12 protein-coding genes and 1 tRNA gene are annotated in these 12,905 nt (G+C 49.8%); all 13 read right to left on the bottom strand.

What is annotated here, in order from left to right; translation table 11 throughout:
* Nucleotides 1–50: 50 nt before the first annotated feature.
* Nucleotides 51–135 (bottom strand) — tRNA-Leu (locus tag Q0620_RS07590).
* Nucleotides 136–205: 70 nt separating this feature from the next.
* Nucleotides 206–544 carry an ATP synthase F0 subunit C gene (gene atpE, locus Q0620_RS07585; protein WP_177386747.1) on the bottom strand — a complete coding sequence of 113 codons (339 nt, stop codon included), beginning with the start codon at nt 542–544 and terminating at the stop codon, nt 206–208.
* 149 nt (nt 545–693) lie between these two features.
* Nucleotides 694–2,208, bottom strand: a complete 1,515-nt coding sequence (locus Q0620_RS07580) for a 2-isopropylmalate synthase (protein ID WP_298784211.1) — start codon at nt 2,206–2,208, stop codon at nt 694–696.
* An 85-nt stretch (nt 2,209–2,293) separates the two neighbouring features.
* Nucleotides 2,294–3,043 carry a CDP-diacylglycerol--serine O-phosphatidyltransferase gene (pssA, locus tag Q0620_RS07575; protein WP_298784209.1) on the bottom strand — a complete coding sequence of 250 codons (750 nt, stop codon included), beginning with the start codon at nt 3,041–3,043 and terminating at the stop codon, nt 2,294–2,296.
* A gap of 127 nt (nt 3,044–3,170) precedes the next feature.
* A complete protein-coding gene (ftsH, locus tag Q0620_RS07570) occupies nt 3,171–5,120 on the bottom strand; it encodes an ATP-dependent zinc metalloprotease FtsH (RefSeq protein ID WP_298784207.1) in 1,950 nt (649 codons plus the stop codon).
* Nucleotides 5,117–6,001, bottom strand: a complete 885-nt coding sequence (locus Q0620_RS07565; protein WP_298784205.1) for a 50S ribosomal protein L11 methyltransferase — start codon at nt 5,999–6,001, stop codon at nt 5,117–5,119. Before Q0620_RS07565 ends, ftsH begins: the two co-directional genes overlap by 4 nt.
* Nucleotides 6,002–6,079: 78 nt before the next feature.
* Entirely contained in the window at nt 6,080–6,787 is a 708-nt protein-coding gene (gene hisA, locus Q0620_RS07560) for a 1-(5-phosphoribosyl)-5-[(5-phosphoribosylamino)methylideneamino]imidazole-4-carboxamide isomerase (RefSeq protein WP_298784203.1), read from the bottom strand.
* Nucleotides 6,787–7,530, bottom strand: a complete 744-nt coding sequence (hisH, locus tag Q0620_RS07555) for an imidazole glycerol phosphate synthase subunit HisH (protein WP_298784201.1) — start codon at nt 7,528–7,530, stop codon at nt 6,787–6,789. The genes hisA and hisH overlap by 1 nt, the downstream gene beginning before the upstream one ends.
* The gene (locus Q0620_RS07550; RefSeq protein WP_298784198.1) at nt 7,527–9,332 is read right to left on the bottom strand and encodes a nucleoside-diphosphate sugar epimerase/dehydratase; all 1,806 of its coding nucleotides are present in this window, start codon (nt 9,330–9,332) and stop codon (nt 7,527–7,529) included. Before Q0620_RS07550 ends, hisH begins: the two co-directional genes overlap by 4 nt.
* Entirely contained in the window at nt 9,332–10,429 is a 1,098-nt protein-coding gene (gene pglE / locus Q0620_RS07545; protein WP_298784216.1) for a UDP-N-acetylbacillosamine transaminase, read from the bottom strand. Before pglE ends, Q0620_RS07550 begins: the two co-directional genes overlap by 1 nt.
* 116 nt (nt 10,430–10,545) lie before the next feature.
* Nucleotides 10,546–11,145, bottom strand: a complete 600-nt coding sequence (gene pglD / locus Q0620_RS07540) for a UDP-N-acetylbacillosamine N-acetyltransferase (RefSeq protein ID WP_298784196.1) — start codon at nt 11,143–11,145, stop codon at nt 10,546–10,548.
* The gene (gene pglC / locus Q0620_RS07535) at nt 11,132–11,737 is read right to left on the bottom strand and encodes an undecaprenyl phosphate N,N'-diacetylbacillosamine 1-phosphate transferase (protein ID WP_005873289.1); all 606 of its coding nucleotides are present in this window, start codon (nt 11,735–11,737) and stop codon (nt 11,132–11,134) included. The genes pglD and pglC overlap by 14 nt, the downstream gene beginning before the upstream one ends.
* Nucleotides 11,730–12,857, bottom strand: coding sequence for a glycosyltransferase family 4 protein (locus tag Q0620_RS07530; RefSeq protein ID WP_298784213.1), 1,128 nt, complete (start codon nt 12,855–12,857; stop codon nt 11,730–11,732). Before Q0620_RS07530 ends, pglC begins: the two co-directional genes overlap by 8 nt.
* Between the last annotated feature and the right edge of the window lie 48 nt (nt 12,858–12,905).

The raw sequence follows: 12,905 nt of genomic DNA, 5'->3' as shown, positions 1-12,905 counted from the left end.
AATTATTTAAAAATTCAAAAAAACTAAAAAATATGGAAAATTTTAATAGATGGTGCGACCGACGAGATTTGAACTCGTACACCTTGCGGCACTACCCCCTCAAGATAGCGTGTCTACCAATTCCACCACGGTCGCATAAATTTTAAAGCTTGTCTTAAGCCTTGAATTATATATAAGTTTAAAGCCCGATTTCTCGGGCTTAGAATTAATTTGCAGCAGCCTTTAAACCCGCTGTCAAAAAAGGATTTACGAAAAGCAAGATAAATGAAATAACTAATGCATAGATAACCTGCGCTTCGATCATCGCTAGCGAAATATACATCGTATTCGATAGCTTGCTAGCTACGCTCGGATTTCTAGCGATGCCGTTAAGCGTCGCACTAGCGGCATTTCCCATACCCAACGCGCCACCCAAAGCGGCTAGACCTAAAACGACTGCAACGGTAATTGCAGAAAAAGAAACGATCTGAGTGTAAGCGCTTAGCTGCTCGCTAGCGAAAGCCGCGCCGCAAAGCGCAAATAACAATACAAGAACTTTTTTCATAAAAGTCTCCATAAATAAATTTTAAAACGAGTTTCGGCTCAATACCCCCTACTCCAACGTTTTAAGTATGAAATATTATTAAAATTTTGCTTTTGATTTGTTTAATCTGGCGGAATTTGAGTTAAATTTAACAAATCCCGCCAAGCAATCTAACGCTTAGCGTCCAGATACGTATTTAGCGCCGCAACGTAGGCCTTCGCAGACGCTAGCATCGTATCTACGTCAAGTCCTCTGCCGATGATGGCGCCCTCGCCCACAAATTCCACCTTAACGGTTACTTTCGCCAGCGCGTCTTTGCCCTGCGAGACCGCTTTTACTTGATACTCTTTCAAGCTACCGCTGATACCGCTAATACGATCTATCGCCTTAAATATCGCATCCACGCCGCCGTTTCCAAGCGCGCTATCGCTTAAAATTTCATCCTTATACCTTAGCGTAAGCGCGGTGCTAGCGTGTCCTTTGTTGCAGCTATTGGAGCTTAAAACTAGTACTTCATAGGTCTTTTCGGCTCCCACAAACTCGTCGTTTACAAGCTCTCTAATATCCTCGTCGAAAACGTCCTTTTTGCTATCTGCGAGCGCTTTAAATTTATTAAACGCGATCTCAATCTGCTCGTTACTAAGCTCATAGCCCAAAGATACCAGTTTGTCCTTAAAGGCGTGACGGCCGCTATGTTTGCCCAGCACGAGCGAGTTTTTATCAAGCCCGATATCCTCGGCGTGCATGATCTCGTAAGTTTCTTTGTGTTTTAGCACGCCGTCTTGGTGGATGCCGCTTTCATGCGCGAAGGCGTTTTTGCCCACGATCGCCTTATTAGGTTGCGGCTCGATACCGGTGATGCTCGCGACTAGGCGGCTGGATGGATAAATCTCTTTCAAATTTATATCGGTATAAAGCGGCGCAAATTTATCTGTGCGCGTCTTGATCGCCATTACGATCTCCTCTAGCGCCGCGTTGCCCGCGCGCTCGCCGATACCGTTTATCGTGCACTCGACCTGTCTGGCTCCCGCCAAAATAGCAGCCAAGGAATTTACGGTAGCCATTCCCAAATCATTGTGGTTGTGTACCGAAACTACGGCGCGCTCGCCGATAAGCTTAACGATCTCGCCTATGCGCGCAGTGATCTCATCCGGATAGAGATAGCCCACCGTATCGGGGATATTTATGGTGGAGGCCCCTGCGCTTATCGCGGCGTCGCAGATCTCTTTTAAAAAACCCATATCGCTTCTGCACGCATCCTCGCAACTAAACTCCACGTCATCGCATAGGCTTTTGGCGTATTGCACAGACTCTACGGCGCGCTTTATGACCTCTTGCGGCTGCATTTTTAGTTTAAATTCCATATGAATAGGGCTTGTAGCGATGAAGGTGTGGATGCGTCCGAGCTTCGCGCCCTTTATCGCTTCACCCGCGGCCTTGATGTCCTTTTCTAAAGCGCGCGCAAGAGAGCATACGCGAGCCTTGCTAACGGCGCCGGCGATCTTTTCTATCGCGTCAAAGTCCCCTGGGCTCGCCGCCGCAAAACCCGCCTCGATAACATCTACGCCCAGCTTTTCAAGCTGCAACGCAAGATGGATCTTTTCGTCCGTATTCATCGACGCTCCGGGGCTTTGCTCGCCGTCACGAAGCGTAGTATCGAAGATTATGATTTTATTTTTGTCCATTAAAAATCCTTTCAAAGCGTTAAAATTTGGCAAAATTATAGCCGCGCAAGCTTAAAAACAATCGCGGTGATAAACATATTTGAGATTACTTCGCCGTTTCCTCGGGTTTGTCTTTTTTATGAAATTTAGCCGCGCTTAAATTTAAAGCTCCGCGAACCAAACCGTAAACGATATAAACTAAAGTAAGCACCGCCGGGAATTCCAGCTTGAAAAGATATAAAAGCGAGAAAAATACGACGATTAGAAGCACTAAAATTTTAATAGCATTGGGGCGCTTTAGGCTGATCTTTTTAAAGCTCGGAAAGCGGATGTTGCTTACCATCAAAAACGATAGCGCCGCCATTGCGATGATCAAAAATACTCCAAATCCTTTGGAGAGCTCATATTTTAGATAAATTCCAATCCAAAACGCCATCGTAATCGCAGCCGTCGGAATCGGCAGCCCGATAAAAACGCTAGGCTCGTAGGTGCCCGTGGTGACGTTGAATCGCGCCAGCCTGATCGCGCCGAAGACCACGTAAAGCGCGGCTACGAGCGAGCCTACCTTACCGTAATCGTGCCCGACCGCGCAATAAAACAGCAGCGCCGGCGCAACGCCGAAAGCCACGATATCCGCAAGACTGTCGAATTCTACGCCGAATTTCGATGTCGCATGCGTTAGCCTCGCCACGCGGCCGTCAAGCCCGTCGCAGATCAAGGATAAAATGATATAAAAGATCGCGGCGCTGAAGTTGCCTTTGATCGTAGAAATTATGCTGATGACCGCCAAAAATACGCTTGCCGCCGTAAAAAAATTCGGCAATATGTAGATTAGTTTTCCCTTTTCCTCTTCCATCTCTCACTCTTTAAAATTTTATTTTTACACCGCTTTTCATTCGGTGCCGTGGATCGCGCGTAAAGCATTTTAGCGCGATCGTCTTAAAATTTAGCCCTAAGTTTCTGCTCTGCGCGAGGCTTTAAATTTAAGCCTCACTCTTTGCGCTTTCGATATCGTCGTTAGCGCCTAAATTTCGCACCAGCCGGGTAGGCATGCCGTTATCTTTTTCAAATTTAGAGATGATCTCTACGATCTGCTCGCCAGAGACCGTCTCCTTCTCATACAGCGCCTTTACCATCTCCTCGATCGCCGGAGCATAGGTCCTTAGCGTCTCTTTCACCGCCGCATAGCGCTCATCCAGCGTCTTGCGGACATATTCGTCGATCTTAACCGCCGTTACCTCGCTGTAATCCTTGATGCTCTGTCCGCCGTTTAGGAAGGAATACTGCTGCTTTTCTAGCACCGCAAGCCCGAGCGCATCGGTCATTCCGACTTGAGTAGCCATGAATTTAAGCATATCGGTAGCGCGCTGTAGGTCGTTGCCCGCGCCGTCGGTGATCTCGCCTAAAAACACGTCCTCCGCCGCGCGTCCCGCCAAAAACGTATCGATCTCGGCAAAAATTTCATGGCGCTGGTGCAGGTATCTATTTTCAAACGGAGAATTTAGCGTGTATCCCGCAGCGCTCAATCCGCGCGGTACGATAGTTACTTTAGATACGGGCATCGCGCCTTTGGTAAGCTCGGCGATAAGCGCATGGCCGCTTTCGTGGTAGGCGACGATCCGCTTTTCGATCGGGCTTACGCGGCGCGATTTTTTAGCCAGTCCGATACCGACGCGCTCGATCGCTTCGAGCAGGTCTTTTTGCTCGACCTCCGCCTTTGCCTCGCGACCCGCTAAAAGCGCAGCTTCGTTGATGATGTTTGCAAGATCGGCTCCCGCAAAGCCCACGGTAAGGCGCGCGATCTCTTCGATATCGATGTCGCGGGCAAATTTAACGTCGCGCATATGCACCTTCAAAATCGCCATTCTGCCGTCGAAATCAGGTCTATCAACTAGAACCTGCCTATCGAATCTGCCTGGACGCAGAAGCGCCGCATCCAGCGTCTCTGGGCGGTTGGTAGCCGCAAGGACGATTACCGGGCTTGATTCCGAGCCGAAGCCGTCCATCTCGGCAAGCAGCTGATTTAGCGTCTGCTCGCGCTCGTCGTTGCCTCCGCCGATACCGCCTGCGGTTCTGCTTTTGCCGATCGCATCGATCTCGTCTATGAAAACGATCGCCGGAGCCTGCTTTTTAGCGTTATCAAATAGATCGCGCACCCTGCTAGCGCCCACGCCTACGAACATCTCGATGAAGCTGGAGCCCGATACCGAAAAAAACGGCACGTCCGCTTCGCCCGCAACCGCCTTGGCTAGTAGCGTCTTGCCCGTGCCCGGAGGACCCACTAAAAGCACGCCTTTTGGAATTTTAGCCCCGAGGCTAATGTATCGCTCGGGGTTTTTTAAGAAATCTACGATCTCTTTAACCTCCTCTTTCGCCTCTTCGACGCCCGCGACATCGCTAAATCTAACCTTCGGCTTTTCGGCGCTTACCAGGTTTTTAGAGCTTCCGATGCCGAGCACGCCGCCGCCCATATTGCGCTGCATACGGTTGGCTAAAAACATCCAAATTCCAAAGAAAATCACGAGCGGCAAGACCCAGCTAAAGAGCAGATCGGTCAAAAAATTGCTCTCGTTATACGCACCGTATGGAATTTTGCGCGATTCTAAAATTTGAACTAGCTCGGGATCATCCACGCGCTTGGCGGTGTAGATTACGTTGCCGACTTGTGCTTTAATCGTGGAACTTCCAATGGAAACCATGCTTACTTGGGAGTTTTTGATTTGCGATTTTAGCTCGGAGTAAGTTACGTTTCTGCTCTCGCCTGAAACGGAGCCGAGTACTCCACCGCTATCAAAGCCGCCGCTTGGGGATATCGCTTTAAACACCACTATCAAAATAAGCGCGAAAATTATAAAAACGCCGATCGGATTTTTATTGAAAAAATTGTTTCCGCCGCCGTTTTGAGGGGGTTGATTATTTGGGTTGTTATTCATATTTTCCTTTCATAAACGAAGCTAAGCCATTCGTTTTGCTTTTTCATCTGCACGAAATTTAGATCCGAAAAGGCTTGCTCGATCCTATCTTTATATTTTTCTAAAATTCCCGACAGCACGAGCTTGCCGCCCTGTTTCAGCGCTTTTTTCAGATCTGCGCTTAGGATCAAAATCACGTCGGCGATTATATTTGCGACGACGAGATCAAACTGCGGCTGCGCGCTTTCGCTTGAGCCTTGCTCGCTTAAACTAGACGCCTGCTCGCCCAAGCTTGAAACGCTGCCGAGCCAAATTTTATCGATCTGCACGCCGTTTTTCTCGGCGTTTTGCTGCGTAGCGGCCACCGCCTGCTCGTCGGTATCGCAGGCGCTTACCTTTGCGCCCAGTTTTTTCATCGCGATACTTAAAATTCCGCTGCCGCAGCCCACGTCAAGCGCGCTCATGCCCGCGCAAGCGAGCTCGCTAAGTAGCGCCAGGCACATATTAGTGCTTTCGTGATGACCTGAACCGAACGCTAGAGCGGGATCGATCAGCAGATCGATTAGCGCGCAATCTTGCGATCTTTCGCACCAGCTCGGACGGACGTAAAATTTACCGACCGCCACGGGCGCGACGCTTTTTTTATATTCGTCTAGCCAATCTTTGTTTTGCTTTTTTGAAATTTCGATCTGCAGATCGGCGTCTAAATTGAGAGATCGCGCGAGCGCCTTTTTAAACTCCTCAAACGCAAATTTTAAATTTTGCGGATCCTCTTCGTCGCGGATTATGAAACGCTCGCCGCGTTCTTCGACGCAGGTAACGCCGAGCTCGAACGCGAAGCTCTTGAAAAGCTCGCTCGCATTCGCGCTTTTTACGATCATCTCATAAAAAAAATCTTTCATCGCCTCACATCGCCTTTAAATTTTAAAATTTGCATATTACTAAAATTTAGTTCAAACTTTGCTTACGCTCGGGCGTTTTTATAGAGCTTCAAATGCCTTTTTAAGATCGAGCGTGCCCTCGTAATACGCCTTGCCGACGATAACGCCTGCTATGAGCTCTGCGTTTTTAAGCGCGATTATGTCGCTCATATCCTTTACGCCGCCGCTTGCGATAGTGTCGATGCCGCTAGCTTTCGCGATAGAGCGGCTAAATTCTATGTTTACGCCGCTTAGCATCCCGTCGCGCGATATATCGGTGCAGATGATTGCGCAAACACCCGCGTCCGCGTAGTCTCGCGCCAGATCGGTCGCTTTTACGCGGCTTAGCTCCGCCCAGCCCTCGGTCGCTACGAGCCCCTCTTTTGCGTCTATGCCCACGACGATGCGGTAAAGCTTCGCCATCCTCATTACGAAATCTCTATTTTTAAGCGCCGACGAACCTAGGATAAATCTATCGACGCCTAAGTTCAAATACTGCTTTATGCGCGCTTCATCACGGATGCCGCCGCCCACTTCGACGCGCAGGCGAGTGCTTTTTACGATCCGCTCGATCGCTTTGAAATTTACCGCCTCGCCCGCAAACGCGCCGTCGAGATCGACCAAATGCAGCCACTTAGCGCCGAGATCTTCAAATTTTTTGGCTAGCTCGCAGGGGTCTTTGGAATAAATTTTTGCGCTTTGCATATCGCCCTTGCTAAGGCGCACGGCGCATCCTTGTTTCAGATCGATCGCAGGGAAAATCTCCATCACAGCTCCGTAAAATTTTTAATGATTTTTATGCCCGCATCGTGACTTTTTTCGGGATGCGGCTGAAAGGCAAATACGTTTTCGCGCCAGATCGCGCTTGCAAACTCATAGCCGTAAAACGTGGTCGCAAGCGTGATCTCGCGCGCGCAAAGGACGTGGTAGGAGTGCACGAAATACAGATACTCGAACTCTCCCAGGCCCGCGTTTATCGGCGAGCGCTTGATAAAATGCGCGCTGTTCCAGCCGACGTGCGGGATCTTTAGGCTTTCGGCGCAGGCAAAATTTTGTCCGCAACGCTCGCCAGACTCTGCCCCGTCTAGATTAAATTCCGTCTCGCCCGATATAAATTTTGTATTTTCTCTAAATTTCATATTTTCGGACCTGGATTCCGCCCCCCGAATATTAAATTTCGTTTTGTCAAATTTCACGACGCGACCGGGCAAAATTCCAAGCCCGCTGCGCGCGCCGAATTCCTCGCTTTGCTCGAACAGAAGCTGCATCCCAAGGCAGATGCCTAAAAAATATCTGCCGCTCGCGACAAATTCTTTAATCGCGGCGTCCATGCCGTTTGCGCGAAGCCTCTCCATCGCCTCGCCGAATGCGCCCACGCCCGGAAGCAGGGCTTTATCGCAGCTCAAAAGCTCCTCGGGGCTGCGCGCGAGGCAAAATTTAGCGCCGCAGAAGCTAAGCGCGTTCATCACGCTTTGGATATTGCCCGCGCCGTAATCCACGATGCCGATCAAGCCGTGCCCTTCATATCGTTTAATCGGTGCGAAAACTCGGGCACGATACGCTTTAGCTTATCCGCGACCTGCGCGTCCTCGCACTCCGAAAGCTCCTCGATCTGCAAGTTTAACTCTTGCAGGTCGTATTTTGCGGAGTGGGTTACGAAGATGGATTGATACTTCGTGCTCTTGTCGTTTTCGTCGATCAAAAGCTCCTCGTAAAGCTTCTCGCCTGGACGCAGACCTACAAATTTAATGCCAAGCTCCTCCTTGCCGGCAAGCTGCAGCATTCGCTTGGCAAGATCGGCGATCTTTACGGGCTCGCCCATATCCAGCACGAAAAGCTCGCCGCCTCGCGCGATGGAGGCCGCTTGAAGCACCAGCTGGCACGCCTCGCTAACGAGCATAAAATATCTCGTAATCTCAGGGTGCGTAACGGTAAGCGGCTCGTTCGCTTCGATCTGGCGTTTAAATTTAGGAATGACACTACCGCTTGAGCCGAGCACGTTTCCGAAGCGCACCGCGACGATCTGCGTTTCGCTTGCCGCGTCGTTGGAATTTAGCGCGTAAAGCTCGCAGATACGCTTCGTCGTGCCCATAATGTTCGTCGGTCGAACCGCCTTATCGGTCGAGATCAAAACGACCTTTTTCGCGCCGTATTTTTTAGACAGATCAATTACATTTTTTGTGCCGATGACATTATTTTTGACCGCTAGATGCGGGTTAAACTCGCATAGCGGCACGTGCTTATACGCCGCTGCGTGCACGACTACTTCGGGATGAAATTCTGCAAAAACCTCCTCCAGCTCATGGCGATAAACGACGTTTATCATCTTTAACTCGTTGCGCGCATCCGCGCCAGTGGCTTCGTTAATCGAGTATAGGTTAAACTCGCTGTGTTCGACCATGATAAGACGCTTTGCTCCGAATTTCAAGCATTGCTTGCAAATTTCGCTTCCTATCGTGCCGCCTGCGCCCGTTACCAGCACGATCTTGTCTTTGATAAAATTTTCAATCGCTTTGGTGTCGAGGTCTTTGGGCTTGCGCGCGAGCAGATCCTCGATCGATACGTCGCGGATCTTTTTGCTCTCATCCTCCAAAAGCGAAAAGAGCTTGATATCCTTTAGCCCGTACGCAAAAAGCTCGTCGTAGAGCTCCTTTAGCTCGTCCGGATACAGCGCCAGCGCGATGATTGCGGTTTTAGCGCCGCTATCTTTGATCATCTGCGGAATTTCGCTCTTAGCCCTGACGACATAGTTTTCGCAATACGTTCCCACAAGCTCGGGCCGCCCATCCACGACGCCCACCGGATAGTAGTTGATATATTTTTGCCGCATACCTTTTAGGACGTGAAAGGTCTTGCTCGTAGCGCCCACGACGATGCAGGGCTCGTTATTCGTGATGTTTTTCTTCTCGCTTAGAAACATCCGCTTTGAAATTCTAACCCCGCTGATCAAAATAAACGAGATCGCCGCGTCGATGATGATGACCGAGCGCGGGAAGGGGTTAAAAACCTTACTCGCTAAAAAAAACAGGATTAAAAAGGTAAGCGCTGCCATCACGTGTGCATAAAAGAGCTTTCTTGCTTCGTATAGCCCGAAAAATCTCCACGGAACTAAATATATCCGCAAAAACCAAAAGTAGAAAATTTTAATCGCCGTAAGACTCGAGGCGCTAAGCAGGGCGCCTTTATAGAATTCGTTCGGTATGTCTCCGCTAAATCGCAGCAAAAACGCGATATAAACGGAGAGGATCGAGATAAAAATATCTCCCAGCAAAAAAAACGCGAAGCGGCTAAATTTAGTGGGTTTTAACAGCATCAGATGTTTTCTTTTACGATTTTTACGACGCGCTCAATCGTCTCGTTGCTCATATCGGTGCCGCTAGGCAGGCAGATGCCGCGCTCAAACATATCCTCGCTCGTGCCGTCCGTGACGCTGAGCGCGCCTGCAAAGATGCTTTGCAGATGCATCGGCTTCCAAAGCGGACGAGATTCGATGTCGGCTTTATTTAGAGCGTCGATAACCTTTAGATGGGCATCCTTTTTCTTAAATAGAAGCGTCGTAAGCCATCTGTTACCCTTACCGCCTTCGACTTCGGGCATAAACTCCACGTCGGTGCCTCTAAACAGATCCTCGTAAATTTTAAAAATTTCGCGCTTTCTCTTTACGCGCTGCGGCAAGACCTCCATCTGGCCTACGCCAATAGCGCCTAAGACGTTGCTTAAGCGGTAGTTGTAGCCGTAGTCCTTGTGCTCATAGTGAAGCAGCGGCTCGCGCGCCTGGGTGCTTAAAAATCTAGCCTTAGCCACTAGCTCCTCATCGTTTGAGATCAGCATTCCGCCGCCAGAAGTGGTGATGATTTTATTGCCATTGAAGCTTAGCGCGCCGCATTTTCCGATACCGCCAAGTGCTTTACCCTTATAAAATCCACCCAGCGCCTCTGCGGCATCCTCGATAACATCAATGCCTTCGTTCGCGCAAATTTCGCATATCTCATCCATCTTCGCAGCCTGTCCGTAAAGATGCGTGACGACGAGCACTTTTGGTTTTTTCGGCGATTTTTTGATCGCTTCTTTAAGCAGCTTCGGGCTTAAATTCCAACTCTCGTCGCTGTCTATCAGCACCGGCACGCAGCGCTCGTAAAATATCGGATTTAGCGACGCCATGAAGGTAAACGTGGATCCTAACACCACGTCGCCGTCCTTTACGCCGCTGCAGCGAAGCGCTAGATGAAGCGCCGCCGTGCCTGCGTTTAGTGCCAGCGCAGCGCGCGTGCCAGTATAGGACTTTACTGCGTCTTCAAAGCGATTGACATATTCGCCCAAAGGCGCGATATAGTTGCTTTCAAATACCTTTTTTATATACTCAAGCTCATTGCCGCCCATATTTGGCGGGCTTAAAAATACTCTTGCCATCTCTATCCTTCCTTGATCTTTAAATTTAACCTCGCCTGACGCAAGGCTAAATTTAGCTTTCGGCATTAAATTTAAATGCTCGGATTTTATCACTTTTAATGCTATAAATTTTAAATTTAACCATTTTTTTTAATCACGCGAGCAGGCACGCCTACCGCCGTGCAAGCGCTAGGTATGTCGCGCACGACCGCGGCGCCCGCGCCGATGATGCAGCGCTGCCCGATCTTTAGCCTCTGAATGACGCTAGCGCCGATGCCCACGTGCGAAAACGCCCCCACTTTCACGCCGCCCGCAAGCGCCGCGTTTGGGCTAATGTGCGCGAACTCGCCGATCTCGCACTCATGCTCGATTACGACGCCTGAATTGATTATCGCGCCGCGACCGATTTTGGCTCGCGCGTTTATCACGACGCCGGGCATTACGACCGCGCCCTCGCCGATGACGGCGCTTGGGCTAACGATGGCGCTTTGATGAATCAGCGTTGCTATCTCAAAACCGGCGCGCGATACCTTTTCTTGGATCTTTGCGCGAGTTTTGTTATCTCCGATTGCGATTATTACGGGATATTTCGGCAGATCCTCGCTAAATTTCAGCCCTGCCGCGTCGTCTAAAAAAACGACCTCGCTAAATTTAGCCCCGCGCGCGGCTAGCGCGACGTCCGCAACCACCAGCCCGTGTCCGCTCGCGCCGTAAACGTAAATTTTAGTTGTGCCCATTAAATTTCTCCGTCGTCGCCATGCCCTCTTTATTCACGCCCTCTTTTGCAAGCACCTTTTTTATCGTTAAAAGCGCGATCTTAAGATCGAGCGCGAAGCTTAAATTCTGCGCGTAATACGTGTCGAACTCAAATTTTTTCTCCCAGCTGATCGCGTTGCGACCGTTTACCTGCGCAAGCCCCGTGATGCCCGGGCGCACGCTGTGCCTAAGGCGCTGCTGCGGCGAATAAAGCGGCAGGTACTCGATCAGCAGCGGGCGCGGCCCGATGAAGCTCATATCGCCCTTTAGCACGTTGAAAAGCTGCGGCAGCTCATCCAGACTTAGCGCGCGGATCTTTTTGCCGTAATCATTGAGCCGCTCTTCGTCGGGCAGAAGCTCGCCGTCAGCACCGCGCTCGTCGCTCATCGTTTTAAATTTGTAAATTTTAAAAATTTGCTCATCAAACCCCGGGCGAGATTGCGTAAAAATCGTGCTTTTGCTAATGTGCTTGCGGATCAAAAACCACGTAAGCGCCATCACGGGCGAAACCAAAATAATCAAAATCAAAGCCGCCGTAAAATCGAGCGCGCGTTTTAAAAAGCCCCTATACATCGATAAATTTCCTATAAACCTCTAAATATTTTTCCGTGACGATCTTTTCGTCGTAATTTGCAAGCACCAGCTCGCGCCCGTTTCGTCCAAGCCTTTCGCAAAGCGCAGCATCGTCCAATAAAATTTCGATCTTTCGCGCAAGATCATTCGCGTCGCGAGTGCGGCAGATTAGACCGTTGACGCCATCTTGTACCGCCTCGACACAACCGCTGCAATCGCTTACCACGCAGGCTCGCGCCATGCTCATCGCCTCTAAAACCGTGCGCGGAAAGCCCTCCTTGTAGCTAGGAAGTGCTAGCAGGTAACTAGCCTTCAAAAGCTCTGGCACATCATTTCTGGCACCCAGATAATGCACCGCACCACTTCGCAAAAACGTAGGATCAGCGGTGCTTTTATTGCCCGCAAAGCCCTCGCCCACAAAGACAAATTTTGCATCCGATCGATCTTTTAAAATTTCTGCTGCTTCGTAGAATTCTCTCACGCCCTTATGCCACATCGCGCGAGCTATCATCAGCACGATCTTTTTGCCGTGCAAATCCTCGCCCAGATCCGCCGCACTAACGATTTTGGGATTGAATCTTTCAGCATCTACGCCTACACTTTTAATCCTTATGACCTTTTGCTTCGCAATAAGCCCGCGAGATAGCATATAATCGGGATCGGCATCGTTTACAAATACGCAAGCATCCGCCTGCGAAAATGAAAATTTATAAAGCTTCTCCAAAACTGCTCGCACGAGCCTTGTTTTAATATCATCGTCGATATAAAAGCTGCCCAGCCCCTCGACTAAGTTTATTACATATTTTATACCCGCCTCGCGAGCCGCCAGTGTACCGAACACGTTTGATTTGTGCGCAGCTGTTTGCAGCAGGTCCAAATTTAACCTCTTTAGCTCGCGCGCAAGGGCTTTGGTGTTGCTAAATACGGTAAGCGGATTCAGGCTCGCTCGATCAAGATCGTAAGTTACGGCATTAAAATCACGCGCTAAATCCTGCGTATAAGCGCCGCGAGGAGCGATTGCAAAAACCTCGTGCCCGCGCTCTTTTAAAGCCTGCATTATCGGGCGACGAAAGAAATGTAAGCTCATATCGGCATGGCTTAAAAACCCTATGCGAGCCATATGCTGCATTCCTTGCTTGGCGTTGCGAGATTAAATTTCATAAATTTC

It is taken from the genome of uncultured Campylobacter sp. (genome assembly GCF_938017615.1).
Lineage (GTDB): Bacteria > Campylobacterota > Campylobacteria > Campylobacterales > Campylobacteraceae > Campylobacter_B.
This window is presented reverse-complemented; position numbering and strand designations above follow the sequence as displayed.